The 26367-nt window shown below is 62.8% G+C and carries 21 protein-coding genes and 1 pseudogene; 10 read left to right on the top strand and 12 right to left on the bottom strand.

Going from position 1 to position 26367, the window contains the following annotated elements; all coding sequences use genetic code 11:
- Positions 1-236 precede the first annotated feature (236 nt).
- The 3 genes from hisN (at position 237) to ACE3OH_RS04055 (ending at position 3481) form a co-directional block, all read left to right on the top strand.
- Positions 237-1013: a histidinol-phosphatase gene (gene hisN, locus ACE3OH_RS04065; RefSeq protein WP_374348771.1), complete on the top strand. Its 777-nt coding sequence runs from the start codon at positions 237-239 to the stop codon at positions 1011-1013.
- A 152-nt stretch (positions 1014-1165) separates the two neighbouring features.
- Complete coding sequence (locus tag ACE3OH_RS04060) at positions 1166-2452, top strand: haloacid dehalogenase-like hydrolase (protein WP_374348769.1); 1287 nt, start codon at positions 1166-1168, stop codon at positions 2450-2452.
- A 27-nt stretch (positions 2453-2479) separates the two neighbouring features.
- Positions 2480-3481 carry a S41 family peptidase gene (locus tag ACE3OH_RS04055; RefSeq protein WP_374348766.1) on the top strand — a complete coding sequence of 334 codons (1002 nt, stop codon included), beginning with the start codon at positions 2480-2482 and terminating at the stop codon, positions 3479-3481.
- A 130-nt stretch (positions 3482-3611) separates the two neighbouring features.
- Here ACE3OH_RS04055 and ACE3OH_RS04050 read toward each other — a convergent pair whose 3' ends face one another.
- On the bottom strand, positions 3612-4637 hold the full coding sequence (locus ACE3OH_RS04050; protein WP_374348763.1) for an alpha/beta hydrolase family protein: 1026 nt from the start codon (positions 4635-4637) through the stop codon (positions 3612-3614).
- A 248-nt stretch (positions 4638-4885) separates the two neighbouring features.
- Here ACE3OH_RS04050 and ACE3OH_RS04045 point away from each other — a divergent pair, with 248 nt between their 5' ends.
- Positions 4886-6472, top strand: coding sequence for an ABC transporter substrate-binding protein (locus ACE3OH_RS04045; RefSeq protein ID WP_374348761.1), 1587 nt, complete (start codon positions 4886-4888; stop codon positions 6470-6472).
- A gap of 297 nt (positions 6473-6769) precedes the next feature.
- Here ACE3OH_RS04045 and ACE3OH_RS04040 read toward each other — a convergent pair whose 3' ends face one another.
- Both ACE3OH_RS04040 and ACE3OH_RS04035 read right to left on the bottom strand, forming a co-directional pair.
- Positions 6770-8389, bottom strand: coding sequence for a methyl-accepting chemotaxis protein (locus ACE3OH_RS04040; protein WP_374348757.1), 1620 nt, complete (start codon positions 8387-8389; stop codon positions 6770-6772).
- Between the two features lie 125 nt (positions 8390-8514).
- Positions 8515-9096 (bottom strand): hypothetical protein, encoded by a 582-nt coding sequence (locus tag ACE3OH_RS04035; RefSeq protein ID WP_374348754.1) that lies wholly within the window; start codon positions 9094-9096, stop codon positions 8515-8517.
- A 173-nt stretch (positions 9097-9269) separates the two neighbouring features.
- Here ACE3OH_RS04035 and ACE3OH_RS04030 point away from each other — a divergent pair, with 173 nt between their 5' ends.
- Positions 9270-10010, top strand: coding sequence for a flagellar regulator YcgR PilZN domain-containing protein (locus tag ACE3OH_RS04030; RefSeq protein ID WP_374348750.1), 741 nt, complete (start codon positions 9270-9272; stop codon positions 10008-10010).
- A gap of 36 nt (positions 10011-10046) precedes the next feature.
- On the opposite strand, the gene ACE3OH_RS04025 is transcribed toward ACE3OH_RS04030, so the two are convergent.
- Positions 10047-11087, bottom strand: coding sequence for a flavin-containing monooxygenase (locus ACE3OH_RS04025; RefSeq protein ID WP_374348747.1), 1041 nt, complete (start codon positions 11085-11087; stop codon positions 10047-10049).
- Positions 11080-12111, bottom strand: coding sequence for a TauD/TfdA family dioxygenase (locus tag ACE3OH_RS04020; protein ID WP_374348744.1), 1032 nt, complete (start codon positions 12109-12111; stop codon positions 11080-11082). Before ACE3OH_RS04020 ends, ACE3OH_RS04025 begins: the two co-directional genes overlap by 8 nt.
- A 125-nt stretch (positions 12112-12236) precedes the next feature.
- On the opposite strand from ACE3OH_RS04020, the gene ACE3OH_RS04015 reads away from it, so the two are divergent.
- Positions 12237-12824 (top strand): Crp/Fnr family transcriptional regulator, encoded by a 588-nt coding sequence (locus ACE3OH_RS04015; RefSeq protein ID WP_374348741.1) that lies wholly within the window; start codon positions 12237-12239, stop codon positions 12822-12824.
- Positions 12825-12906: 82 nt separating this feature from the next.
- Here the strand turns inward: ACE3OH_RS04015 and ACE3OH_RS04010 are convergent, their stop codons facing one another.
- Both ACE3OH_RS04010 and ACE3OH_RS04005 read right to left on the bottom strand, forming a co-directional pair.
- Entirely contained in the window at positions 12907-15585 is a 2679-nt protein-coding gene (locus ACE3OH_RS04010; protein WP_374348774.1) for a DUF3418 domain-containing protein, read from the bottom strand.
- A pseudogene (locus tag ACE3OH_RS04005) lies at positions 15565-17000 on the bottom strand (helicase-related protein); the annotation flags it as partial. The pseudogene ACE3OH_RS04005 and the gene ACE3OH_RS04010, both read right to left, overlap by 21 nt.
- On the opposite strand from ACE3OH_RS04005, the gene ACE3OH_RS04000 reads away from it, so the two are divergent.
- Complete coding sequence (locus ACE3OH_RS04000; RefSeq protein ID WP_374348738.1) at positions 16971-17282, top strand: hypothetical protein; 312 nt, start codon at positions 16971-16973, stop codon at positions 17280-17282. The pseudogene ACE3OH_RS04005 and the gene ACE3OH_RS04000 sit on opposite strands and share 30 nt — an antisense overlap.
- A gap of 532 nt (positions 17283-17814) precedes the next feature.
- Complete coding sequence (locus ACE3OH_RS03995) at positions 17815-20670, top strand: WD40/YVTN/BNR-like repeat-containing protein (protein WP_374348735.1); 2856 nt, start codon at positions 17815-17817, stop codon at positions 20668-20670.
- A gap of 139 nt (positions 20671-20809) precedes the next feature.
- Here ACE3OH_RS03995 and ACE3OH_RS03990 read toward each other — a convergent pair whose 3' ends face one another.
- The 5 genes from ACE3OH_RS03990 to fur form a co-directional block, all read right to left on the bottom strand.
- A complete protein-coding gene (locus tag ACE3OH_RS03990) occupies positions 20810-21811 on the bottom strand; it encodes an imelysin family protein (protein ID WP_374348733.1) in 1002 nt (333 codons plus the stop codon).
- 178 nt (positions 21812-21989) lie between these two features.
- Complete coding sequence (locus ACE3OH_RS03985; protein ID WP_374348730.1) at positions 21990-22934, bottom strand: hypothetical protein; 945 nt, start codon at positions 22932-22934, stop codon at positions 21990-21992.
- Positions 22935-22945: 11 nt separating this feature from the next.
- The gene (locus tag ACE3OH_RS03980; RefSeq protein ID WP_374348727.1) at positions 22946-23671 is read right to left on the bottom strand and encodes an arginyltransferase; all 726 of its coding nucleotides are present in this window, start codon (positions 23669-23671) and stop codon (positions 22946-22948) included.
- The gene (gene aat, locus ACE3OH_RS03975; protein WP_374348724.1) at positions 23668-24396 is read right to left on the bottom strand and encodes a leucyl/phenylalanyl-tRNA--protein transferase; all 729 of its coding nucleotides are present in this window, start codon (positions 24394-24396) and stop codon (positions 23668-23670) included. Before aat ends, ACE3OH_RS03980 begins: the two co-directional genes overlap by 4 nt.
- 10 nt (positions 24397-24406) lie before the next feature.
- Positions 24407-24844, bottom strand: coding sequence for a ferric iron uptake transcriptional regulator (gene fur / locus ACE3OH_RS03970; RefSeq protein WP_374348720.1), 438 nt, complete (start codon positions 24842-24844; stop codon positions 24407-24409).
- A gap of 109 nt (positions 24845-24953) precedes the next feature.
- On the opposite strand from fur, the gene ACE3OH_RS03965 reads away from it, so the two are divergent.
- Both ACE3OH_RS03965 and dapB read left to right on the top strand, forming a co-directional pair.
- On the top strand, positions 24954-25361 hold the full coding sequence (locus ACE3OH_RS03965) for an outer membrane protein assembly factor BamE (RefSeq protein WP_374348717.1): 408 nt from the start codon (positions 24954-24956) through the stop codon (positions 25359-25361).
- Positions 25358-26158 carry a 4-hydroxy-tetrahydrodipicolinate reductase gene (dapB, locus tag ACE3OH_RS03960; protein WP_374348714.1) on the top strand — a complete coding sequence of 267 codons (801 nt, stop codon included), beginning with the start codon at positions 25358-25360 and terminating at the stop codon, positions 26156-26158. Before ACE3OH_RS03965 ends, dapB begins: the two co-directional genes overlap by 4 nt.
- Positions 26159-26367: the final 209 nt, after the last annotated feature.

Genomic DNA, 26367 nt, shown 5'->3' with positions numbered 1-26367 from the left:
ATGTCCTACGGGTGCCCGGCCGGTAAACCGGCCACCCGTCAGGCTCCCCCGCGAAATGCGGGGGCGGAGGGGGTGGGGTATAACCGTGAAGTATCAATAGTTTACTAATTGACGCCTAAGCCCCGGGTTCCCCGGGGCCGACCCTGCCGTTTGAAGACTCGATTTGTTCAGAGCTTCCTTTGGCGATCATGGCCAAGCTGCTACATTAGCGGCCCGAATTGACTTTGATTGCCACCATGAGCCAAGCCGCCCACTTTCTGCCGATTGCCCACCAGCTGGCCGATGCCGCCCGCGCTGCCATCCTGCCTTACTACCGCAGCGGCCTGGCGATCGACGACAAGGCCGATGCCAGCCCGGTCACCCTGGCCGATCGCGGCGCCGAGCAGGCGATGCGGGCGCTGCTGGCCCAATTGCTGCCCGAGCACGGCATTATCGGCGAGGAGTTCGGCGTGGAGCGTGACGATGCCGAGTGGGTGTGGGTGCTCGACCCGGTTGATGGCACCAAGAGCTTTATCATCGGCCGGCCTACCTTCTGCACCCTGATCGGCCTGTTGCACCATGGCAAACCGGTGCTGGGCCTGATCGACCAGCCGGTGCTGAACGAGCGCTGGGTGGGTGTGGCCGGGCAGGGCAGCAGCCTGAATGGCCAGCCGATCAAGGCATCGGCCATCGCCTCGCTGGCGCAGGCCAAGCTCGGTTCCACCGGCCCGCAATACCTGCCCGGTGCGGCGGGCGAACAGTTTGCCCGGCTGCAGGCAGCGGCGCGCTTTACCGTGTGGGGGGGCGATGCCTATCTATATGCCTTGCTGGCCGGTGGCGGGCTGGAGCTGGTGGCCGAGCATGGCCTGAAGCTGCATGACTTTGCCGCACTGGCGCCGGTAGTCGAAGGCGCCGGCGGAGTGATGACGGACTGGCAGGGCCGGCCGCTTACCCGCGACTCCGCCGGCGACGTGCTGGCCGCTGGCAATGCCGCCCTGCACGGCAGCGCGCTGGCACTGCTGCAGGCGAGCTGATTGGCGGTGCTGCATCCTGCACACGCTTTTTTGCACCGGCCTGCTACGCTGCCCTTGGTAATCCGGCACAGCATTTTTGTCATAAACATTGCACAATCGCCGGCTTTCCCCGCCGCGCAGCATTGTGCGAGCAGCATCCCAAGGAGATATCCATGAACCGTCGTACCCTGTTGAAGACCATCGGCACTGGCAGCCTGCTGACTGTCCCGGCCCTTGCCGCCACCGCCCAGGCCGCCGCAGCGCCCGCCGATGCCGCCAATCTGTTGCCGATCGACCCGGCGCGCTGGTCGGCCTTCAATGCCGGCGAGATCAACCGCTTTTTGCAAACGGTGGGCAAGGCCAGCCCGAACTACAACCCGCAAAAAAAGCCCTATGCGGTGTTCGACTGGGACAACACCTGCATCATGAACGACTGCGAAGAAGCGCTGTTCATGTACCAGATCGAGCATCTGGCCTTCAAGCTCAGCCCCGATGAATTCGCCAGCGTGGTGCGCCAGGGCGTGCCCAACGGCCCGTTTGCCGCCGACTACAAGAATGTGGACGGCAAGCCGGTGCTGATGGAAGACATCGCCGCCGATGTGGAAGCCGATTACCGCTGGCTGCACGCCAATTTCAAGGGCATGGCCGGCAGCCAGAGCCTGGAGCAGATACAGGCCAGCGAGCAGGTCAAGGATCTGCGCCCCAAGCTCGAGTTCAGGTACGACGCCATTTGCGACAGCCAGCCGATTGAAGTCGGCTACAAATGGGTGATCTATTTCTTCAAGAATATGAGCCCGGCTGAAGTGCAGGCGATGACCGAAGCATCCAACGACGCCAATTTGGGCGATGCCCTGCGCAAGGGCAAGCTGGCCAGCTCGGACAAGCTGCCGGGCAAGGCCGGTCAGATCAGCGCATCGCACTTCTTCGGCCTGCGCATCCACACCGAAATGGCCACGCTGATGCATACCCTGCGTGCCAATGGCATCGATGTCTATGTCTCGACCGCCTCGCTTGACGATGTGGTGCGGGTGTTTGCCGGCAATGCCAAGTATGGCTACAACGTACCGGCCGAGAACGTGATCGGCCTGCGCCTGGAAATGAAGGACGGCAAGTACGACAGCGTGTATCGCAAGGGATGGCACTTCAACTGGGGGCCGGGCAAGACGGTCGGCATCAACAATGTGCTGGTCGCCAGCAAGGGCTATGGCCCGGCCATGGTGCTGGGCGATAGCGATGGCGATGCATGGATGCTGAAGGACTTCGCCGATACCAAGCTCGGCGTGGTGGTTAATCGCCTGAAAAAAGGCGAAATCGGCGAGCGCAGCAAATCGGCGGCCGAAGCCATCGGCAAGACCGGCGCCCGCTATATCTTGCAGGGCCGCAATGAACACACTGGCATCTTCCTGCCGGATGAAAAGACCCTGAAATACGGCAAGACCGAGGCCAAGTTGCTGGCTTGATGGATGGGCGCAGTGATGCGCTGAGTCGTGTTGTGGCTTGAAGGCGTGATTGGATCGCGCCTTCAAGTAATAATGATTCTGGATGCAGACTTAATTAATTCAAAATGTGTCATAAAAATGAATGCACAAGCGCTGCGTGAGCTGGTGGGAAATATACAGCATCAAATATCCAAAAAATATGTTTTTGCAGATATTGCTGATTCTATCAGTGCCTTTTTGGAGGCGCGGTTAAGTACGGGTGAGTATGATGCAGCCAGTACGCCGGAAGAATTGGCTAGTGCCATTACTGCCGATCTTCGTCATGTCTCAAATGACGAGCACTTGCGGGTTCGCTACTTTGTCGAGCCACATATGCCAGAGACCGATGGTGATGCTGTTTTTGAACAAAATGATCGGCAACAGCATGTTGAGCAAATTTCATTTGGGATATCGAAAATAGAATTTCTTGAAGGAAATATTGGTTACATTGCTTTTCGGGAGTTCGTTGAGCACGGCAAAGCTGCTGAATACATAACAGCGGCCATGACGCTGCTGGCAAAAAGCAATGCGCTGATCATTGACTTGAGAAATTGCTGTGGCGGAGACCCTGCCACGGTTACCTGGCTGTGCAGCTATTTATTCAATAAACGAACCAGCTTGAGTGCATTGCACCTACGACAGAACAACAAGGTTGAACAATTCCACACCCAGGACTGGGTGCCCGGACAGCGCTTTGGTGAGGAAAAGCCGGTGTACCTTCTGCTGGCCCATTACACCTTTTCCGGTGCGGAAATGCTGGCTTATGATTTACAAGCCACGGGGCGAGCAACCGTGATCGGTGAAACGTCTGGTGGTGGTGCCCATGCGTGTCAATTCGTATGGCCAACGCCACACTTCAGTTTACTGCTGCCGGTGGCTCAACCGATTAGTCCGATAAGCAAGGCAAATTGGGAGAAAGTGGGGGTAAAGCCTGACATTCCGGTAAATGCAAATGATGCCTTGGTTACGGCCTATGATCTGGCAATTGCAGATATAAACAGCCATACATAGCTCTCGAGCAGTCATTGATTCTGAGATGTTTCATGGCTGGCCTATGTATAGGCCGGATATTTTGGTGAAAATGGTGGTGCGATGCGTTTATTAGCATTGCACCACGGCACTGATCAGCGCGCTTGCTTGATCAACTCAATTTTGCTTTGAAGAATTCCACAAGGGCAGAATTGAACTTTGCATGAAACGCACTTCGATCAAACCCGATGGCACTGCTGCAAATCGCTGGCACCAGCTTGGCGAGCGCGGCGCTGCAGGGCGCCATAAAGTCGAAATGCCCGGCGTTTTCCACCACCCGGTAATCATCGCGACCGCGCAGGCCATCGTGCACCAGCTGGTCATACCAGGGGTGGGGCAGGATCTCGTCCTGTTCGGCCCGCCACAGCTGAACCGGGATGCGGACTTTGTCCAAGCCATTTGGCGCAAAGGTATAGCCCAGTGCTGGCGCGGCGATAACGGCCGCCTTGAAGCGCAGATCAACACCACCGCGACGCAGTGGCGGTTCTGAGGCTTTGTTCTGGCTTTTTCTGGCGATCAGGGTACAGGCGAAGTGCTCGGCATGCGCCTGGCAAAACGGTTCGATCTTGCTTAAATCGGGCTGGCCGCCAATATTCACCAGCGCAGTAAATCCGCCCGCCGAAAAACCGAATATGCCGATGCGGCTGGCATCGATTTTGTTTCGGTCAGCCCAATCGGTCAGCATAAAATCAAGCGCCCGGCTGATATGGCGCGGTCTTTCGGTAATAAAGACCGCCCGGCTATTGTCCTGATAATTGTCGCCGCTATGGGTGACGGCCGCGACGACGAATCCGGCATTGGCGAGCGCAATGGCGGTGTCGTAATGACTGAATTTATATCCGCCGGTGCCGTGCGAAATCAGCACCAAGGGCAGATGGTCGCCTTTTATGGGGCCGGCAATTGCCACATCCTGTGAAACCGGCCCGGTGACCATGGGCGCGGTCGACGCAGCGCTCGGGTACCAGATGCCGATATCCAGCGGGCTGCCATCGGGGTCGCTGGCCTTGGCATCGATATAGCCGGCGGCCGGGCAAATGGCGCTGGCGGTGAGCAGGGCGGTGGAAAGCAGCAGGTGTCGCAGATTTTTTACCATGGTGAGCTCCGGTTTGGGCGTGATGACGGCGGCAACGATAGCCATGGTGTCGGTCGCGCGTCGTTCAAATGGGATGAAGTGCCGGCCGGCAGCGCCAAGCACAGGTGGGCGGTCGCGAATGGGCTGCCCATGCCGGCATGACTGCAGAGCGGCCTTCTCCTGGTGCATTGGCTCGGAACTCGATGCGGTTAGCTGGTGTACTCGCTCACCCGCGACAAAACCGCCTTGCCGCATTACGCTGCGCGCTTTCGGTTCTAGCGGGCAGCGTGATGTTCAGGGTCTTGATTGGCTTGATGTGGGGGGAACGGGCAGGGCTGGCCGGCTGCCTGGCGGCCTGCTGGCTCTGCGTGCAGGCACAGGCGGCGCCACCTTTGGTGTTCTGCGCCGAAGCCGATGCCGATGGTTTTGATTCGGCGCTGTCCGATACGGCGGCCACCCATCGTGCTGCTGCCTATGCGCTGTATAACCGGCTGGTCGGTTTCGTGCCGGGCAGCGCGACTTTGGCGCCCGAATTAGCCGAGTCGTGGACTTCATCGAGCGACGGCACGGTGTGGACCTTTGTGCTGCGCAAGCAGGTGGTGTTCCAGCGCACCGCCTGGTTCAGCCCGAGCCGGCCGTTCAATGCCGACGATGTGCTGTGGAGCGTGCAACGCCAGATCGACAACCGCCACCCCGGTGCCGCGCAGGCGCCGGCCGGCTTCCCTGGAGCGTTATCGGGCAACTGGGCGGAGCTGATCCGCTCGGTCGACAAGCTCGATGCTTATACCGTGCGCTTTACCCTGAGCAAGCCCTATGCGCCGTTTCCGGTATTGATGGCGTCGTGGCCGATGTCCATTGTGTCTGCCGAGTATGGCGACAAGCTGGCTCGCAGTGGCCAGCTGGCCAAGCTGGCGAGTGAGCCGGTCGGCACCGGGCCCTACCAATTAGTGCGCTACGACAAGGGCAGCACCATCCGCTACGCCGCTCACCCCGGCTATTTTCGCGGCAAGCCGGCTATCGATCGGCTGCTGTTCAGCATTACTCCCGATCCGGCGGTGCGCGCGCAAAAGCTGCGCAGCGGCGAATGCGCGCTGGCCGAGAGCCTGAAACCGCAAGATCTCGCCATGCTGGAGACCGCAGCCGGCGTCAGCGTGTACCGCTACCAGCCCCAGGTGACCTCGTTTCTCGCCTTCAATACCCGCAAAAAGCCGTTCGACGATGCGCGGGTGCGACGGGCGCTGAGTCTGGTGATCGATCGGCGCGCCATTGTCGCCTCGGTGTTTGGCGGGCAGGCGGAGGTGGGCTGGTTTCCCTATTCAGGCCAGGCGCTGTGGGGCGTGCCGGCTGCAGAAAAGCACGATCCTAAGCTCGATGCTGCCCGCCAGTTGTTGCGCGAGGCAGGGCAGCTGCAGGGCTTTGATACCACCATCTGGGCGGCGCAGGGCGGCGGGGCGGCCAATCTCAACCCCAAGCTAACTGCTGAGTTGATCCAGGCCGACTGGGCCAAACTCGGGGTGAGGGCGCGCATTGTGCTGCTCGATGCGGCCGAGCTAAGCCGCAAGGGCCGTGCCGGCGAGCACGACACCATCGTGTCGGGCTGGCGTAATAGCCTGGACCCGGACGAACTGTACGCCAATCTGCTCAGCTGCGAGTCGGCCAGCAATAGCACCGCCCACTGGTGCGACGAAGGCTTCGATAAATTGATCGATGCCGGCCGAGCATCGCCCGACCGCAGCAAGCGCGCGCAAGCCTATGAAGCGGCGGCGCGGCGCTTTGCCGAAGCAGCGCCGTGGGCGGTGCTGGCCTATCCGGGCATGGCGGTGGCGGCCAGCAGCAAGCTCACTGGCCTGGCGCCAGGGCCGGCTGCGCCATTCGCCTTCGAGCGCCTGCGCTGGAAGTAATGGGGCTTGGGCGTATCGGCTGGAAAATCTTGAACCACAGAGGGCACAGAGATCACAGAGGTGGTACAGAGAAAACCAAGACGGGGTAGGTACCGATGATGCGATCGAGTGCGGGTGTCGAGTTGGCTTGAGCCGCCTTGGCGCGCTTGCAGACTGTTGCAGTTACCAAGTCGTCAGGCACCACCCGACAGCCAGCGGCCTTCATGCCTCGGTTTTGCCTCTGTGCCACCTCTGTGATCTCTGTGCTCTCTGTGGTTCAAGGTGTTTGTATTTGATCGACTCTAGCCACGCCGCAAACTAGGCATGGGCCAGCTTGAAGAAGGCTACTTCTGTGCGTACGCCATCGGCGACATCGCTGAGCTGATGGCTGGCTTGCGACAAGGCGGTAGCAAGGCTGGCGTTTTCATCGGCCAGGCTGGCGATCTGCTCCACCCGCTTCACGATGTCTTCGGTATTGGCGCGCTGCTCGCCCAGTGCATCGTTGATCGCATGAACCTGGCTGCTTGCCAAGGCGGCAATATCGCGGATTTCCGTCATTGCGCCGGCTGCCTGGGCGGTCAGCGCCACGCTGGCATCCACCCGTGCCACGCTCTGATCGATGGTGGTCACGATCTCGCGGGTGGCAGCATGTACCTGGCCAATCACGCCGGCAATCGAGGCGGTCGAGCTGGTAGTGCGTTCGGCCAGCTTGCGTACTTCATCGGCTACCACCGCAAAGCCGCGACCGGTCTCGCCGGCGCGCGCCGCCTCGATGGCGGCATTGAGCGCCAGCAAATTGGTCTGGTCGGCAATCTCGCGGATTACGGTGACGATCTGCTCGATATCCTTGGCACGCGCATCGAGCAGGCCCACCTGACGCGCCGAATCACCAACGCTGCTGGCAACCTGCTGGATTTCCTGCGCCACTTGGGCGATCAGCGCGGCGCTACTGGCAGCCGCCTTGCCGGTGGATTCCACCTGCTGGTTGGCTTGGGTGGCCTGATCGGAAATTTCATGAATATTGGCCGACATCTGCTCGAGATTGGCGGCAATGGCCGAGGTGGCGCTGCTTTGCCGCTCGCTCGCCCGGGCCAGCTCGTCGGCACTGTCCAGCACCTGGGCGGTGGCGTGGCTGACCGAGCCGGCATGCTGGTGCAACTGCCCGGCAATGGTCAGCCAGCGCTGGCGCATGGCGGCCAGGCGGCCGAGCAGGCTGGCGCGGGCATGGTCAGCAATATGGATGGCATGACCCAGATTGCCCTCGGCCAGGTGTTCCGACAGCCTGGCGGCAATGGCAGGCTCGCCGCCCAGAATGCGGAATACCCGGCGATACAGCAGCACCGAGCCGGCAATCGAGGCCAGTGCAATCAGGCTGCCCATGCCCAGCACGACGCGCAAATTCTGCTCCAGCTCATGATCGAGTCCGGCCTGCGCCGCGCTGCGTGCCTGCGCCACTTGCTTGCTCAGCTGCTCGAGATGGTCGTGCATCGCATCGGTCTGCGCATCGAAGCCACCGGGCGACTTCATGATCTGGTTGCCGGCTTCGCGCCCTTGGGCATATTGCTCGACCATCTTGGCGCCGGTGCTCAGCAGGGTTTGCGCCTGCCCCTGCAGCGCGCTGGCGGCGGCCGCGTAGCGGGGTTCGAGCTGGCTGATCTGTGCCAGTGCCGCATTGGCCTGCGCCAGTTCCTTGCCGGCGTCTTCCATGCCGTCCTTTTCGCCGGTAGCTGCCGAATCGGTAACGAATTGCTGGATCTGCGCTATGTGGAAGTTGGCAGCGGCCATCGCATCCGACACCAGAATGGCGCGATTGAGCTGGCCATCCAGAATATCGTTGGCCCGTCCCAGCAAGATGTAGGAGGCGAGGCTCAGGGCGGCGATCAGCACGACGATAAAGCTGGCAAAACCGATCAGCAAGGGCTTCAGATGGGTATTCATGGCTTGCTCCGGCGTACCGACTGGGCGGGGGGGTAGACCAGATTGTGCGTCTACCTTGTCATATTTAATATATTCGGTGTATTTGTCAAAGCGGCGGCGCGCTCTGTAGCGGGTACTCAAATGCTTCAGTCGGCCAGCTGTAAACCTAGGTAGCGTAGCTGGCCTTGTTCGAATTGCCAGTGGTGCATCATGCTGGTTTCGGTTTCCGACAGCTTGCTCTCGCTTTGGGTGTTGTACATCAGCGTCAGATGGTCGCCCTCAAGCGTTGCAATCAGGCTGGCCTTGCCTTCGCCAACCAGCAGGGGCGCCTGGTCGAAATAGCCCTTGTTGAACAGCACATCGCTTTTCACCTTGAGCAAGAGCTGGATGAAGGGCGGCGGAAACAGCCTGCCGTAGCAGCGATCGAACTGCGCTGCGTCGAACGTTGCCGGCGCGGCGCCTTTGGCGTCGCCATGGCAAAAGGCGGCGAGTTGATTGCCGTCCATCATGGCCAGCGGCAGGCCAAAGCGCGTTTTTACTTCGGCGCGGCGCTGGTGATACAGCGCATCGCGCAGCTGGCGAAAGTCATCTACCCGGCTCGGCGCTGCCGCTGTTGGCATTGGCGTGGTGACGGTAGCCGGTGCGTGTGAAGCCGGTTGGCAGGCACCGAGCAGCAGGGCTAGGCCGGCGGGCAAGATAAAGCGGCAGAGGCGAGCGGATAGCAGCATGGCAGGCGTCAAAAAGGCACAAAGGCCGCCATTGTCGGCGAAGCCGGCGTGGCTGAAATTGGCAGCATTACCGCAAGGCAAGACCAGTGCTGCCGGCTCATTGGTAGGAAGTCGCTGACTCGGGTTAACATGGCTTGGCGTGTCGCTGCATTTCACCCTTCGAGATTCGATTCATGTCCGTACAAGCCACCCCGGTAGACAAGAAGTCCGGCAGCAGCCAGCCCAACGGCGTGGTTCTGCGCGATGCCGCCATCATCAGCGCGGTGCTCGACGAGATCGCCCGCGAGCATTGCCCGCTGGTCAGCCATCTGCATGGCCGCACCCTGCTGTTTGCCACGCATTTGCTCACACATAGCGCCGAGCGCGGTGAAATCGCCCTGAGCGTGTGCGACAACCCGGCCGCCAACCAGGCGGCGCTGGCCAGCGATACCCTGGTGCTGCACAGCCGCATCGAGCGCGGCCAGCTGGAAATACCGCTGGCAAAGCTTTCAATGCAAGACGGTCAGCTGCGCAGCCGCTATCCGGAATACCTGGTGCTGCGCCAGCGGCGTGGCCAGCAGCGCTTGAAGCCCTTGCCGGAGCGGCCGCTGCAATGCGTGGCCGATGAAGATGGCGTGCTGTCCTTCGATGCGGTGGTGGTCGATCTGAGCGTATCGGGCCTTGGCGCACTGATCTATGGCGATGAAATCCGCCTCTCCCCCGGCACCTTGCTGAAAGGCTGCCGCATTGCCCACGCCGGCGGCACGGTCAGCGGCCTCGATATCGAAGTGCTGTATGCCGATCCGGTAGAGCTGCCCGACGGTCGCAAAGCCTGCCGCGCCGGCTGCCGCTTTGTCGGCATGAATGCGGCATTGAGCACACTGTTACAGCAATTGGTGGCAGAGCTGAAACCGACGCATGGCGCCGCTGGCTGAGCTATCGCGCATCGGGTAGCGCTCGCGTGAAAACCGTCAGGACTTGCCTTGCAGACAGGTTCGCAGGGAGCGCAGCACCTGCGCTGCATCCGGACCCACACCGCGCAGGGTTGCCGAGGCGAAGTTACGCTGGCGCGGGTAGCCGACGAAATACAAGCCTGCCTCAGCGGTGGCGCTGCCGTTCTTCTGGCGCAGCTGCCCATCCGCGTCAAAAACGTTCAGGCCCGCCAGAAACGGCACATGTGGGCGAAAGCCGGTGGCAAACAGCAGGGTGTCAACCGGCTCAGCCTCGCCATCCGCCCACACCACACCATCGGCGGTTAGGGATGAAAACATCGGGCGCCGTACCAGTTCGCCGGTTTTCAGCAGGCGGCGATAGTGGCCATCGTCCAGCACCGGCGTGCTCTGATCATCCAGCCAGCGGGTCCGATCCAGCCCGGTTAAGGTTAACCAGAAGTGGATGTCGCGTCCCAGCAGGCGCTGCGGCAGAAAGCGCACCGGCCGGCGGCTGGCCAGGCTGACCCGGCTGCCTGCGCGCAACTCATCGGCAATCTGCACCGCCGAATTGGCCGAACCGATCACGATGACACGTTGACCCGCAAAGTCTTCAGGCCTGCGGTAGTTCCGGCTGTGCAAGACGCGCCCGCGAAACCGTTCCAGCCCGGCTAGCTTGGGGATATAGGGATAGGCGAAGGCGCCACTGGCTGCTACCACGCTGCGTGCCTGCAGCCGGGTGCCGTCAGCAATGCGTAGCTCGAAATCCGTTCCGGTTCGGCTGACATGTAGCACCCGTTGGCCGGTTCGCACCGGTAGTGCGAAATGGCGCGCATAGTCTTGCAGATAACGGACTACCTCATCGCGCTTGGGATAGGCATTCGCCTCGCCCGGAAAGGCCAAGCCAGGCAGGCTGCTGTAGCGAGCCGGCGAGAACAGGGTAAGACTGTCGTAGTACGCGGGCCAGGAGCCGCCCACCTGATCGGCCGCCTCCAATATCTGGTAGCTCATGCCGGCCTGCTTGAGCTGGTAGGCCATGGCCAGACCGGCCTGGCCCGCCCCCACCACCACCGTATCAAGCATGGTTGCTAGTCCCCTTGTTCACGGCTGCAGCGGCAGCTTCATGTCCGCGCCGCAGCGCCACGATACCGTCGGTAAAGTCGTCGGCCGCCAACCACTGGCGCAGCAGGTGGCGTTTGCGTTCCGGTTCTGGCCAATCCTGGTATTCGCTGCGCTTGTGCAAGATCACCGAGTTCTTCAGCCATTGCACATCGCCGGGCTCGAACTGCATTTGCAGGCCTAGATCCGCCCGGTTGGCCACCGCTTCGTAAAGGCTCAGCAGCTCACGCTGGGCGTCGCTGAGCGCTGGTACGCCTTCCAGCAATTCGGCATCGCGCAAGTACCAGCCTATGAAAAAAGTGGATAGCTGGCCATCGACCATACGGGCGATCGGCAGCCTGAAGTAAGGCAGCGCACCCGGCGCTTGCTCACCCTTCAAATGGAAATACCAAGGCTCGAACAATAGGGGGGCCAGATCCGGCCGGCTAGCGGCGATCTCCTGATACACCGCCACAGAGCTGACGATGCGGCTTTCGCCACCCGAGCGCGATTTATTCAGGCACAGCAGGCCGATGATGTCGGCTGCATCGGTGTGAAAGTCCTGCTCGGCATTGGTGCGCGACAGTCGCACGTTCGGGTCGTGCCGATCCGCGCCGATGTCGCGCACATCGTGCAGCAATTCACCCTGGCGGTTCTGCGGCATGGCCTCGCCCAGCAAGCTGCCTAGCGCCAGGTAGGCCAGACGCGCGGCGGATGCCGACAGGTGCTGAACAGGAAAGCCGCGCATCAAGGTAAAGCCCAGGCCGTGCTGCAAGGCTTGGCGAATGGTGGCCATACGTGGCGCCAACTCACGCAAAGCATCGGGATAGGCTGCGACCAGGGGCGCGACGCAGGCGTCGCTGGTGCCTTGGGCGGCAAGCCAGTTGCCCAGCGCAATGATCGCCGCCTGCTCGCGGCTATCAAGAACCCATTGCCATAGCCCGGTATCGGCAACATCGTGTGCTCGCCAAGCTGAGCGACTAGCGAAAGGGCTTGAAGTAGGGGACACAGGCAGACTCATCGACGTGGCATCTTGGGGTTGTGGTGACTGACGCGCACCTTAGAGGGCGCCCGCACCGCCGTCGTTAACATTTGTTAAGCTGCAATCCCGATCAGCACCGGACGCCAGCGCCCGTGAATCTTTCCCCTGCCGCCATCCAGGTATTACGTGACTTGCTGGCCCGCCACGGCGAGGTGTCCGAGGCACAGCTTGCCGTGCTGGCAAGCGCGGTAAGCGAGCACAAATTCAGCAAGGGCGATATTTTCCTGGCCGCTGGCAACCCGGCGCGGCTGGCGGCGCTGGTGGTTTCCGGTCTGATGGGCGAGTTCTACCTTTTGCCCGATGGCAGCCGCAAAGCCAAATGGCTGGCCCGGCCGGGCAGCGTTTTCGGTTCGCTGGAAGACTTGGTGCGGGATGGGCCATCGCGCACCCAGATCGAGGGCTTGAGCGACGGCGTTCTGCTGTGCATGCCCTATAGCAAGCTGCGCGATCTGGCGCTGCGCGAGCCAGTGTGGACCGCCTTTACCCTGTCGTTGATCGAATCGCTCTACCAGCAAAAATCCGAGCGCGAGTACACCCTGCTGATGTTGGATGCTGCCGCGCGCTACGCTTGGTTTCGCGAGCAATTCGGCAGCATGGCCGGACAGCTGTCACAGGAGATCATTGCCTCCTATCTGGGCATCAGCGCTGTGCATCTGAGCCGGGTGCGCAATGCCCGCTAGGGAAGCGCTGGTCCAATCCAGTCTTCAGGCGCTTAACGTGAACTGGAGAATGTCAGTTTCCGGGCCGCTCCACCGGCAACAGCTACTGCCGCACCAATTCCGCCCAGCTCTTGTCCAGCCGCTTTACCGATACCGGGAAGGGCGTGCGTAGTTCCTGGGCGAACAGGCCCACGCGTAATTCCTCGATCAGCCAGCGAAATGGCGCCAATGGGGCCGGGTCGCGGCCCTGTTTGCGCCATTTTTCCTGCTCGGATTCCCAGCGCGTCCACAGCATGGCCACCTCGGCTGCGCGCTGTGCATCGCGACTGGGGTTGCCATTGTATTTTTCCAGCCGCAACTTGATCGCCTTCAAATAGCGCGGCAAATGGGCCAGCTGCTCCCACGGCGTAGCGGCCAGAAAGCCCTTGTAGACGGTGCGGGCCAGTTGTTGCTTCAGCTCCGCCTGCAGGCGGATAGGCTTAGCCAGCAAAGTCTGCAGCGCATGCTGCTCGGCAGCCACCTCCTGCAGAACGCGGTAGGCGGCGTCGCGTACCGCCGGCAGGCGGGTTTTGGCGCGTTGCTTCTGGTTGTCGAAATCCTTTTTGCTGCGCGGCAGCGGGTCGTCGCCGATAAAGGCGCGGTCGCACACCGCGGCGACCAGATCGTCCATCAGGCTGTCCGAGTCGGCCACATTGCGCATTTGCAGCGCCAGCTGGGTAAAGCCGGAAAAGCATTTGGGCAGCTGCTTGACTTGTTCTTTCAATTCGATCTGCATCAGCCGCACCACACCCTGCCGGTGCTCGACCTCGGCCATGCTCTCCACGTCAAACAGGCGGATGGCGCAGGCGCCTTCGTGCGGCACCAGAGCCGGGTAGCCGGTGAGCATGGCGCCGCCACGGTCGAAATTGAGCTTGGCCGGAAGGTCGCCAAAATCCCAGCTCGTGATGCCGTCCTTCTCGATGGCCGGGCCGGATGCGCGTACTTCCGCTTTTGCGGGCGCGGCAGAGGCGGGGCTCTTCGACTTGCCTTGGCCGTCCTTGCCTGATGGGGCATTTGCCGGACGGGCCGGCGCGGCCGCCACCTCGCGGAAGGTCATCTGTGCCGCTTCGCCAAGCTTGGCACGCAGCGCTACCAGGTCGCGATCCGAGGCCAGCTCCTGGCCGGCATCGTCCACCACCCGCACATTCATGCGCAAATGCGCCGGCAGCTCGCTGCCATCGAATTCATCCACCGATACGCCGCTGCCGATGCCACGGCCCACCGCATGGGCCAGCTGCGGCAATAGCGCCGCCTTGCGGTCGGCCTTGTCCAGCTCCAGCATCATGCGGGTGACGAATTCCGGCACCGGCACGCACTGCCGGCGAATGCTCTTGGGCAGCGATTTCACCAGCAGGGTGATTTTTTCGCGGATCAGGCCCGGTACCAGCCAATCGAAGGCGGCGCCGTTGACCTTGTTCAATAGATGCAGCGGCAATTGCACGGTGACGCCATCGAGCGGGTGACCCGGCTCGAAGCGGTAGGCCAGCGGCAGGGCGATGCCGTCGAGCAGCAGGGTGGGCGGGAACTGCTGCTCGGTGATCGATTCGCCGGCATGGCGCATCAAGTCGTCGCGGCTGAGGAATAGCAGCTGCGGCTCGGTTTTTTCTGCCTCCTTGCGCCAGGCATCGAAGCCCTGGCCATTCATCACTTCCTGCGGCACGCGCTGGTCGTAAAAGCTGAACAGCACTTCCTCGTCGACCAGCACATCCTGGCGGCGTGCCTTGTGCTCCAGCTCTTCCACCTCGCTGATCAGCTTTTCATTGTGCTGCCAGAAGGCGGCGCGGGTATTGAAGCGGCGGCCGGCCAACCCTTCGCGCAGCATGATCTCGCGCGCCTTGATCGGGTCGATGGCGCCAAAATGCACACGGCGCTTGGCGATCAGCGGCAGGCCATACAGGGTGACCCGCTCGCTGGCATTGACCTGGGCCGGACCTTCGTCCCAGTGCGGCTCGAAGTAGTCGCGATTGACCAGATGGCCGGCCATTTTCTCCAGCCATTCCGGCTGGATGGCGGCCACGCAGCGCGCATACAGCTTGGTGGTTTCCACCAGCTCGCTCGCCACTACCCACTTCGGCCGGCTCTTTTTCAGGCCGGAGCCGGGGAAGATGCTGAACTTGATGCCGCGCGCGCCCAGGTATTCATCGTCCTCCGGCTGCTTGAAGCCGATGCTGCCCAATAGCCCGGCGCACAGCGCCTTGTGCAGCGATTCATAGCGAGCGGCCTCGGCGGCCAGGCGGGCTTTTTCGGCCTTCTTGGGCAGCACTGGGTTCTGCCCCTCGCTCTTCGAGGGGAGGGCGCTAGCTTCGGCGGCGTGCTTCTCATCGCGCATCCAGCCCATATCGATGACGATGTCTTTCAGCTGTCCATGCAATTCACGCCATTCGCGCAGGCGCAGATAGCTGAGGAAATGGTCATGGCAGGCTTGTACCAGCAGGCGGTTGCTCTTTTTGTGGCGCAGTTCCTCATCAAAGAACTGCCAGATATTGAGCAGGGACAGGAAGTCGGATTTTTCGTCGGCGAAGCGTGCTTGCGCCCGGTCGGCCGCCTCGCGCGCTTCGAACGGCCGCTCGCGCGGGTCCTGGATGCTCAGCGCCGAGGCGATGATCAGCATCTCATCGAGGCACCCTTCGTCGCGACCGGCCAGCAGCATGCGGCCGATCTTCGGGTCGATCGGCAGGCGTGCCAATTCAGTGCCCAGCCGCGTCAGCTGGCCTTGCTCATTTACCGCGCCCAGTTCATGCAATAGCGCATAGCCATCGGCAATCAGCCGGCCCGATGGGGCTTCCAGAAAGGGGAAGTCCTCGACGCGGCCCAGCTTGAGCGCCTGCATGCGCAGGATTACCGCCGCCAGCGAAGAGCGCAGGATTTCCGGGTCGGTAAACGGCGCGCGGGCGTTGAAGTCCTTTTCGCCGATGCCTGCGAGATCTTCTCGATCTGCAATTGCTCGACCTTGGCCCGTGGCGAATAGCGGTTGACGCGGGCGAGGCCGGAGTCGATCACATAGCGAATGCCCGGCACGGTCAGCGAGGTTTCCGCCACATTGGTCGACAGCACGATGCGCCGGCCATTGCTGGGGCGGAACACTTTCTGCTGGTCTTCCACCGATAGCCGGGCGAACAGCGGCACGATCTCGGCACCCATCAGCTTGGCACGGCGCAGCTGCTCGGCGGTTTCGCGGATCTCGCGCTCACCGGGCAGAAATACCAGCACATCGCCCAAGCCATCCTGGCGCCACAGGTCCTGCACCACATCGACTACCGCCTCTTCCATTTCCAGATCGGCATCGTCAGTGGCAAAGGCCTGGCGCGTGGAACGCGCCGTAAATTCCCCCTCGCCCTTTTTGGGAGAGGGCAGGGGTGAGGGGTTGCCTTGAGCTTTCAGCTCGCGGTAGCGCACTTCCACCGGGAAGGTGCGGCCGCTGACTTCGATCACCGGCGCACCGTCGAAATGCTTGCTGAAACGCTCGGCGTCGATGGTGGCCGAGGTAACGATCACCTTCAGATCGGGCCGCTTGGGTAGCAGCTGGCGCAGAAAACCGAGCAGGAAATCGATATTCAGCGAGCGCTCGTGCGCCTCGTCGACGATGATGGTGTCGTACTGGTTCAGAAAGCGGTCGGTCTGGGTTTCCGCCAGCAAGATGCCGTCGGTCATCAGCTTGACCAGGCTTAATTCGGACGACTTGTCGGTAAAGCGCACCTTGAAGCCGACGGTGTCACCGAGCTCGGTTTTCAATTCCTGGGCAATCCGCGTTGCCACCGTGCGTGCTGCCAGCCGGCGTGGCTGGGTGTGGCCGATCAGTCCGGCCACGCCGCGCCCCAGCTCCAGGCAGATTTTCGGCAACTGGGTGGTTTTGCCCGAGCCGGTTTCGCCGCACAGGATCACCACCTGGTTATTGGCAATGGCCTGCTTGACCTCGTCGCGGCGCTGGTTGACCGGCAGATTGTCGTCGTACTGCGGCTTGGGTAATTTGGCCAGCCGCGCCGCATAGCGCGCCTGCGACTGGCTGATCGCCTGCGCCAGCTCGGTCGCTTGCCGCTCACTCGGCTGCTGCTGCTTTTGCCGCTCGCGCAAGGCGCGCAGCTTTTGCCGCAAGCCATGGCGGTCGCGCAGCAGGCAGCTGGCAAGGGTTTGATCGAACTGGCTGAAAGACTGGGTCATGATGCGGCGGCCGTTTGGGTTGGGCGCGGGCAGAGCCGCAAACGCCCGAAATTGCAAAGCCCGCCAGGTGGCGGGCTGGTGGAATGGTTCAGCGTTTTCCTGCGGGCTGGCATTGTAACAAAGCCGCTCATGCTGCCGGTATCAATCGGCCATTGCGGGCATCTGCCGGACAAATGGCTGTGCCGTATTGCTCCATCCCAAGCCATGGCGACCGCCGCCAATTGCGAATGCAGACAGAAGCTCGCCATGAACTACCCCAGCTTGGCGCGTGCAGGAGATTGAACCGATGATGGCGGGCTGATCATGGATGGCGCGTTACAGCAGGGTTCGACCCTGCATCGCGTGCCCAAGCCAGCCGGGGCCGGGAAACGCGACGCATCGAGTGTCGTGCCCTGCCAGGGCGGCAGGTCGATGTCACTGATTGCATTGCGCCAGGGAAGCTCTGAACGAATCCACTTACACGCAAAAAGCGCGGTCCCCGTCGGTGGCGGAGGGATAGATCCACACCGAATCAAAAGCTTGCCCGCTCCCGGCTTGGTCCCGGGTTTTCCGTGGCCTGCCACTCAAGTTGCACACGCAATGCGTTCTGAGCTTCCCTGGGTGTGAACTGCTTCATAGCCAGTTGCACGCGCCTGTAGTCAAATTGCAGCCCTGCGAGTGCTGTGCGGAATCCCCTTCCGTGATTTCGACTCTGCCGGCTTGATCGGGTCGGGATCGGCACGGGCTCGCTATCACTTAGTGGCCGCGAATACAGCGCCGGCAATTTTTTGCACGTCTCCAAGAGTGTGAAATCCAATTCTGGAGGAGTTGTTTCATGTCGTTAAAACAATATTTGATCAACAGCTTGCCTGCGCGGCAACGCCTTGCTTTGAATGTGCTGGCGGCGCTATGTCTGCACGGCGCGGTTCAGCCGGCGCACGCGGCCGACTGGCGCATCGGCTCGGGGAGCGATACCGACAGGGCCTATCAGGTTCACGAGTTCAGATCGCTGACCGTCGACAAGAATGGCCGCTACTTTGCGCTAAGCAGCGGTGCAGGACGCCTGTTCAAAAGCCGGGACGGCCAGCATTGGACGGCCAGCCCGTCAGGTATCGGCAGCGGTCTGGCCGGGGATCTGCAAGCCATTGTGGCCACCGCAAACGGCGAGCTGTATCTGACGGCGAAGCTGGCGGTCTATCGCAGCCAGGATGGTGGTGACAGCTGGTCGCGCATCGACCAAGGCCTGCCGCTTGGCTCCCAATCCGGCGCTTACTTCGGCACCATAGGGCGGCGACTGGTCGTTGCGGCTGATGGCAGCGTGTTCCTGTCGGTTTGCCAGACCAACTCGCGCTTCGGCAGTTGCACCCTGTACCAGCGCAAGGGCGAAACATGGGTGGTGAGCCAGGAAGGCTATCCATCCCTTGCACGATACGAGATTCCGGTGTTCGCGATCGACGGCGAGGTCTATAGCGGTGCACCAGGACCTGTCAGCGTGAGTCGCTATGGCAGCGACGGCAAATGGCAGGCATCCGGCCAAGGCCTTCCAGAGGGCGAAGGCAGCCCGGCCGCCATGACGCGCGATGGTAGTGGCTCGCTCTACCTGGCCATGGGCAAGCGCGTATTCAAGCGCTCCGCTGCCTCCGCCGCCTGGGTGGCCACGGCCGGCGGTCTGCCAGATGCCGATGTCTATTCACTGCTAGTCGCCGATGGCACTGCCCTGTATGCCGGCATGGGCAATGGCAGCGTGTATCGCAGCCTGGATGGCGGTGATCATTGGGCGCCGTTCCTCGGCGTGGCAGACCCGGCCGGGCAGGCTATCGAAAGCATGGTGCGCGCTGCCGATGGTCAGGTTCTGGCGTACAGCATCAACGGTGTGTTCCGGGCTACGGCCAGTGGCTGGCAGCGCAGCAACGAGGGGCTGAGCCTGGCGGTCGCCGAACCTGAGTACACCAGCTTATTGTTCGCTGAGTCGGGCAAGGCCTATGCCTTGGGTCAAAAGCACGCTCTATTGATCAGCAAGGATGGCGGCAGCTTGTGGGAAACGAGCCAGAGCGCAAGCAGCGCGATGCCAGGGTTGATCGACGGTCAGCAGCCTGCGTTTACCGTACTTGGCCGCGATGGGCGTGGAAACATCCTGGTGGGAACCAAGGGTCGTGGTGTGTTGCGAAGCGGCGATGGCGGCAACAGCTGGACCTTGTCGGGCAATGGCTTGCCGCTGGCGCAGTATGGCGAGAACTGCGCGGTGGAGGCGATTGCGGGTGACGCGAGCGGTACGGTGTATCTGGGCACTCGCGGTTGTGGTGGCACGGGCCTGTACAAAAGTGTCGATGGCGGTGCGAGCTGGCAGGCGAGCGGCAATGGCCTGGGTGCCTTCAGTCGCGTGAGTTCACTGGCAAGCGATGGCAAGGGCGCGGTGTACGCCGCGGCACTTGATCCCCTTTTCCAGCAAGGCGCGGTGTATCGCAGCGTGGATGCCGGCAACAGCTGGGTGTCGGTGAATCAGGGCATACCGGCCGGTATGGCGATCCGCCAATTGACTATCGATGCGGCAGGTACCGTGTTTGGCGCGGCAAGTACGCTGGGCGGCGTTGCGCCAGCTGGCGTTTTCAGGTTGCAGAACGGCAACTGGCTTGCGGCAGATGCAGGGCTGGATCGGCGCAGTAGCGGTTTCAGCCTTGCCAGTGCGGGCGACGGCAAGCTGTATGCGGCACCCGCAGGCGGCGGCATCTATGTCAGCAGTAATCAAGGCGCCAGCTGGCAGCCGGCCAATGATGGCCTGCCGCGCTACACGACCGATGATGGCCAGCAAGGTATTGCGGAAATCACGGCACTGGCCGGCGATGCCAATGGCAAGGTATTGGCCGGTAGCGGCTACGGCGTATTCCGGCTCGATGCGGCGACACCCGCCAGCAATGCGCATCTGGCCGGCATTGGCGCCCGTGCTAATGTGCTGACTGGCGACAATGTGCTGATTGCCGGCTTTACCATTGCAGGCGGCAGCAAAACGGTGCTGATCGATGCGCGCGGGCCGTCGCTGGCCAGCTACGGAGTGAGCAATACTCTGAGCAATCCGCGTATCCGCCTGTTCAATAGCCGTGGCGAGCAGATTGCTGCCAATCAAGGCATCGGCAATGGGCCGGACAGCCCCAAGCCCGGTACGGTGGAAGGTCTGCCGCTTGATCCGCGCGAAGATGCCCTGCTGTTGACCTTGGCCAGCGGCGCCTACAGCGTGGTGCTCGATGGCCTCAATGGCAGCACCGGCAATGCCCTGCTCGGGGTGAATGCGGTGGTCAACCCGGCGGAAACCGGCGCACTGGCCAATCTGTCGTTCCGCAGTGTGACGGCAAGTGGCGATAGCGTGGCCATTGCCGGCTTTACCGTGGTGGACGGGCCCAAGCGCATGATCATCACCGCCAAGGGGCCATCGCTGGCTGCGCTGGGTGTCAGCGGCGCCTTGCCGGCACCGACCATCGATCTATACGACCAGCTGAACGGCAAACTGCTGGAAAGCAACGAGCAGTACGGCAAATCGGCCAATATTGCCGACATCCAGGCCAGTGGCTTTGCGCCGGGCAGCCCGACCGAGTCGGCCATCATCCGCACCTTCAACCCTGGCGTGTACTCGGTGGTAGCGCGCGGTGCCAATGGTGCACAGGGGGTGACGCTGGTGGAGATCAATCCGGTGAAGTAAGGGCAGCTGCCTGCGCAGATGGGTTCCTGGCTGAGGTCCGGCAACAAGCGGATGGCGTGTGCTATGCCATCTGCTTGTTGTCATTCGATGTCAGCCGGTGCTGTGGTTTGCCGTCATGGCGAATGCCGGCCTGGCTGCCTCAGCGTCTGGCAAGGGCCTCACTCAAGGGGCCGTCGATCAGCTTTTGCAACTGGCTCAGCGCACCGTTCAATCCGGTCAGGCGGGCGCCGTCGCGTGGCAGGGTGTTGCTATCGCTTGGCAGGGCATCCACCTCGCGGCGGGCAGCGTTGAGGGCTTGTGCCAGCTGCTCGGCCAAGGGCTTCTGTCCGGCTTCGTTCAGGGCGTCGATCAGGCTGATGCCGTTTTTGGCCGGCTCGGCAAAAGCGCTTTCCAGCGTGGCCAGACCAGCCTGCATGGCCGCCTTGGTTTGTTTGCTGCGCCAGGCATCGTATTCACCTGACACCTTGCCGTCCTTGCCGGTGCCGGGCAGTCGGCTCTGCATGATCTGGCCGATGCCGGCCGAAAAGCGCTGCAGGTACTCGCTGGCGCTGGCCGGTGGGCGGGCGCCGGCATTGTCCAGCTCGCGAGCCAGTTTACCGGCCAACAGGGCGCTGTAGCTGCAGCGGCGGCGGAACACCAGGCGACCTTGCTGCGCCTTGGGTTGGTCATTGCCCCAGTACAGGAATTCGATGGCGCGCAGGCCGGCGGTTGACGGGGGATTCATCGGGTCCCACTGGTCTTCGCTGGTGCGGATGGCGGTTTCCAGCTTGGGTGATTCGACCGGGCCGGGGTCGGCCTGTTGCTGCAAGGCCGGGTCCAGCGGCAGCACGTCGGCGGCGCGCCAGGCCAGGAAGGCGTCGATCCAGCGCAAGCGCGCGGTATCCAGCCGCTCCTGGGTGGTTTTTTCACACAGGGCAATGGCGGCATCGTTCAGTGCACGTCCGCGCTGCGGCAGGGCGGCAAGGCGCGGGGCGGTGACATCATGGCGCCAGTGCTGGACGATGCGCTCGATCGGCAGGGCAGGCCGCACTGCAATCGGTGCGCTGGGGCTGGGTACAGGCTGGGGCAGGGAAATCGCCTCGGCTGCCAGCACATTGGCGCCGAGCGCAATCAGGATCAGGTTTCGGATGGTGTTGGGCATGTGGCGAAAGCGCGTGCGACAAAGCGGCAAGGATACGGGCTTATGCCCGGCAAGCAAACCCGCCTCGGCTCGGTCGCAGGCAAGCTGGGGCGGACATAGCAGCCCGGCCACAGACCAAGCTTTCGCGCCGAAGTTCGCCACGGCTGCTGCGGGTTTTCGGCCCTGGCCACGCAAATGCTTACGGCACTACGCGCACACTGGCGGCTGGAGCGGTCGGGCGCGCCACCGCCGGCACCGTGGCAACGGGGGCCGGGGCACGATAGGGCCACAGCAGACGGCTGAGCGTGAACCCCAGCGCCAGCGCCGCTGCGCCGAGACTCAGGGTGCGCAGCAAGGCGCTCGGCCAGCGTGATTCAAAGCGGGCATGCAGATAGTGCAGCAAGCTGGCGCCGGCGCAGGCCGGCAGCAGCTGCCAGGGTCGCTCGGTCAGCCAGCACGGCCAGGCGATCAGCAAGGTGGCGCCCAGCCAGCACAGGCCCCGCCAACAGCCGCTGCGCAGCGCGCCGGCCGGGGCCAGTAGGCCAAGCTGTGCCAGCACGGTGCGGTCGGCCTGATCCGGTGCTTGCCGCCAGCTTGCCGCGATTGCCTCGGCTTCGGCATAGCCATGGCCGGCGGCCAGCAGCATGGCCGGCAGGCCCAGTGCGCTTTCCGCCGGGGTCAGCGCTAGCGCGATGTCGTTTTGTGCGGCGCGAACGCGCAGGCAGTCGCGCCGCGCCGCGCGCCAGGCCAGCGCACCGGCCAGCATGGCGCCGAGGATGGCGATGACGAGCAGCAGCAGCTGTCGACTGGCATTGAGGCTGCCCAGGCCGATCAGCAAGCCCAAGCCGGCAAGGCTCAGGCGTGCAGCGCGGATAGCCGACCAGGGCGCGGCATAGGCGCTGGCTGGCTGGGCCAGCTGGTAAGGCTGCAGGCCGGGCAGGGCGAGCATTTGCAGCAGGGGCAAGCAGAGGTCGAGTCCGGCACGATTCAGCAGCAGCGCAAGGAGTCGGCCGCTCAGCGAGGCGGCGCCGCTGCTTTTATGCTCGGCTGCCAGTTCCAGGTGCCACCACTGGCGCGGCGTGCCCGAGGCGGCATCGGCCAGGGACAGATGCAGCAGACGCAGATCAGCCCGGCGCCAGCGCATGGGCAAGGGTTCTAGCCGCCGGCCAGCAATTGCCAGCTGCCATGCTGCAGGCCTTCAATCGGGCGGAACCGCGTCTTGTAGGCCATCTTGCGGCACTCGGCGATCCAGTAGCCGAGGTAGACATAGGGCAGGCTCTGCTGCCGCGCCAGTTCCACCTGCCACAGGATATTGAAGGTGCCATAGCTGGCCCGCGCATCGTCCGGCTCGAAGAAGGTATACACCGAGCTGAGGCCGTCGCTGAGCCGGTCGATCAGGCTCACCATCTTTAATTCGCCTTCACTGCGAAATTCGGCGAGAAAGCTCTCTACCGGGCTTTTCAGGATGAAGTTTTCGTACTGCTCGCGATCGTCCTCATCCATGCCGCCGCCGCTGTGGCGGCTTTGCTGGTAGCGGTGGTAGAGGGCGTAATGGGCTTCATCAAACGCCAGCGGACGAATTTGCACATCGAGGGTGCCATGTTGCCGGAACACCCGGCGCTGGGTGCGATCGGGGCTGAATTCATTCACCCGCAGCCGCACCGGCACGCAGGCGCGGCATTGGTCGCACCAGGGGCGGTAGGTGAACAGGCCACTGCGCCGGAAACCATGGCGCACCAGCTGGCTATACACCTGGCCATCGATCAGCTCGGCCGGTATCGCTACTTGCGAGCGCGCCATGCGGTCGGCCAGATAGCTGCACGGATAGGGGGCGGTGGCGTAGAACTGGAGCCGGATCAGTCGGCTATCGTCGGGATTCATGGCGGACTCGGCGCATTCGACAAGGCGGGTAGGGCTGTTTCAGCATAGTGCCATCGCATCGGTGCGGACGGGTATTCGATCAGCGTGGCCAGCTGCTGCAAAAACAACGCCCGGTCGATTTCGCTGGCGCCAAAGCGCGCCAGGTGGTCGGTATGCATCTGGCAGTCGATCATGGCAAAGCCGTGTGCATCGAGCCAGCGCACCAGGTGCACAAAGGCGATCTTCGAAGCATCGGGGCGGCGGGCAAACATCGATTCGCCATAGAACATCCGGCCTATGGCCACGCCATACAGGCCGCCGACCAGCTCGCCATCCATCCAGCACTCGGCCGAATGGGCCCAGCCCAGGGCGTGCAGGCGGCAGTAGGCGGCGATCATGTCGGGGCTGATCCAGGTGCCATTCTGGCCAGGGCGGGCACTGTTGGCGCAGCCGGCCATCACCTCGGCAAAGGCGGAGTCGAAGCGAACTTCGTAGGGGCGATGCCGCAACACTTTTTGCAGCGAGCGGCTCACATGCAGCTGCTGCGGAAACAGCACCATGCGCGGATTCGGGCTCCACCACAGTATTGGCTCGCCCGGCGCATACCAGGGGAAGATGCCCTGGCGATAGGCGCTCAGCAGGCGCTCCGGCGACAGGTCGCCGCCGGCGGCCAGCAGGCCATTGGGAGCGGCCAATGCCGTTTCGATCGCAGGAAAGGCCGGCGAGCGGCCCAGCCAGGGAATCACCTCGGCCCCGTTACCGGCGGCCCTTGCCGGCCAGCCGCTGCTGGCAGGGCTGGCAGATGCCGTACAGATACATGGCGTGATCCTGGATCAGGAAATCATGCTTGGCGGCGATGGCATCCTGGCGCTGCTCGATTTCCGGGTCGTAAAACTCTTCGACCTTGCCGCACTTTACGCACACCAGATGGTCGTGGTGACCGCCCTGGTTCAATTCAAATACCGCCTTGCCCGATTCGAAATGGTGGCGCACCAACAGCCCGGCCTGCTCGAACTGGGTGAGTACCCGGTACACGGTGGCGAGGCCGACATCTTCCTGCTCGTCCAAGAGCAGGCGGTAGACGTCTTCCGCCGTCATATGGCGCTCGGTGCTGGTTTCGAACAGTGACAGGATTTTCAGGCGGGGACCGGTGGCCTTGAGGCCGGCGTCTTTCAGATCAGTAGCTTTGCTCATGGGGATATGCCTGACGTGGTTTCGCGCATGCGTCGTTCGCAGCTATGATACGGCACTTTGTCGGCCTCGCCGCGTCTCACCTCCCTTTTCGACTGACTCGATGTCCCCCATGCGTACACTGCTGATCGCCGCACTGCTCACCGGACTGGCCGGCTGCAGCTATCTCACTCCCTACAAACTCGACATTCCGCAAGGCAATGCGATCACCGCCGACCAGACCGCCAAGCTCAAGCTGGGCATGAGCCGCTCGCAAGTGCGTTTTTTGCTCGGCACGCCGCTCTTGAGCGATCCGTTCCACGCCAATCGCTGGGACTATATCTACTTCGCCAGCAAGGGCGGCAAGCAGGAATTCGACAAGCGCTACCATGTGCTGTTTGAAGGCGACCGGGTGATCGGCATGGGCGGCGAAACGCTGGAAGCACGCGCCAATGTCACCGAAAAAGCACCGGAAGATCCACGCGCTGCCGCCAAGGCTGCCGCCCGCGAAGCCGGCGCCAAGGAAGGACAGCCACAATGAGTCTGCGCGTCGCCATTGCCGGCGTGTCCGGCCGCATGGGCCGGGTGCTGATCGACACCGTGCTGGCCAGCGACTGCCGCCTCACCGTGGCGCTGGATCGCCCAGGCTCGCCCATGCTGGGCCAGGATGCCGGCCAGGCGCTCGGCGTACACACCGGCGTGGCGATCCGCAGTGATTTTGCCGAGGCGCTTCGCGATGCCGACGTGTTGATCGACTTCACCCGCCCCGAAGGCACGCTGGCCCATCTGGCCGCCTGCCGCGCGCTGGGTGTGAACCTGATTGTCGGCACCACCGGCTTTGACGACGCTGGCAAAGCGGCGCTGCACGCCGCAGCCAGCGACATCGGCCTGGTATGCGCGCCCAACTTCAGCGTGGGCGTGAATCTGAGCCTGAAGCTCCTGGATATGGCCGCACGGGTGCTCGACACCGGCTACGATATCGAAATCGTGGAAGCCCACCACCGCCATAAGGTCGATGCCCCATCCGGCACCGCCCTGCGCATGGGCGAGGTAGTCGCCAACGCCTTGGGCCGCGATCTGGCCCAATGCGCGGTGTATGGCCGCGAAGGCGTCACCGGCGCGCGCGACCCGTCCACCATCGGCTTTGCCACCGTGCGAGGCGGCGATGTGGTGGGCGACCATACGGTGATGTTCATGGGCGAGGGCGAGCGTCTGGAAATCACCCACAAGGCATCCAGCCGCGCCACTTTCGCCCAAGGCGCCCTGCGCGCCGCCCGCTGGCTGCAAGCCCAGCCGGCCGGGTATTACGATATGCAGGATGTGCTGGGGTTGCGCTGAGGGGTTTGCGTAGTTGGCGGTGGTCGCGCGCTGCTATCTGGCAGTTGGCACTGCAGGTAGGAGCGGCTTCAGCCGCGAAGGCGGGCGCAGCCCTGCCCACAATCATCGACCACTTGCAGCACTAGCTACGGAGAACCCCATTCCCGTCGACCTCGCCGAGCACCGCAGCAGCTTGCGGGGTAGTCCGGGACAGCCTGTTTGAGCCTTGG

This window comes from Chitinimonas sp. (assembly GCF_041904975.1).
In the GTDB taxonomy this organism is placed as follows: Bacteria; Pseudomonadota; Gammaproteobacteria; order Burkholderiales; family Chitinimonadaceae; genus Chitinimonas.
This window is presented reverse-complemented; position numbering and strand designations above follow the sequence as displayed.

Coding starts and splice junctions, on each gene's coding strand:
- fur (WP_374348720.1), bottom strand. CDS start 24,844: ATGAGCAAAGCTACTGATCTGAAAGACGCCGGCCTCAAGGCCACCGGT.
- ACE3OH_RS04040 (WP_374348757.1), bottom strand. CDS start 8,389: ATGAATACCCATCTGAAGCCCTTGCTGATCGGTTTTGCCAGCTTTATC.
- ACE3OH_RS03990 (WP_374348733.1), bottom strand. CDS start 21,811: ATGCCCAACACCATCCGAAACCTGATCCTGATTGCGCTCGGCGCCAAT.
- dapB (WP_374348714.1), top strand. CDS start 25,358: ATGAGTCTGCGCGTCGCCATTGCCGGCGTGTCCGGCCGCATGGGCCGG.
- hisN (WP_374348771.1), top strand. CDS start 237: ATGAGCCAAGCCGCCCACTTTCTGCCGATTGCCCACCAGCTGGCCGAT.
- ACE3OH_RS03965 (WP_374348717.1), top strand. CDS start 24,954: ATGCGTACACTGCTGATCGCCGCACTGCTCACCGGACTGGCCGGCTGC.
- ACE3OH_RS04045 (WP_374348761.1), top strand. CDS start 4,886: ATGTGGGGGGAACGGGCAGGGCTGGCCGGCTGCCTGGCGGCCTGCTGG.
- ACE3OH_RS04060 (WP_374348769.1), top strand. CDS start 1,166: ATGAACCGTCGTACCCTGTTGAAGACCATCGGCACTGGCAGCCTGCTG.
- ACE3OH_RS03995 (WP_374348735.1), top strand. CDS start 17,815: ATGTCGTTAAAACAATATTTGATCAACAGCTTGCCTGCGCGGCAACGC.
- ACE3OH_RS03985 (WP_374348730.1), bottom strand. CDS start 22,934: ATGCGCTGGCGCCGGGCTGATCTGCGTCTGCTGCATCTGTCCCTGGCC.
- ACE3OH_RS04030 (WP_374348750.1), top strand. CDS start 9,270: ATGTCCGTACAAGCCACCCCGGTAGACAAGAAGTCCGGCAGCAGCCAG.
- ACE3OH_RS03980 (WP_374348727.1), bottom strand. CDS start 23,671: ATGAATCCCGACGATAGCCGACTGATCCGGCTCCAGTTCTACGCCACC.
- ACE3OH_RS04035 (WP_374348754.1), bottom strand. CDS start 9,096: ATGCTGCTATCCGCTCGCCTCTGCCGCTTTATCTTGCCCGCCGGCCTA.
- ACE3OH_RS04050 (WP_374348763.1), bottom strand. CDS start 4,637: ATGGCTATCGTTGCCGCCGTCATCACGCCCAAACCGGAGCTCACCATG.
- ACE3OH_RS04025 (WP_374348747.1), bottom strand. CDS start 11,087: ATGCTTGATACGGTGGTGGTGGGGGCGGGCCAGGCCGGTCTGGCCATG.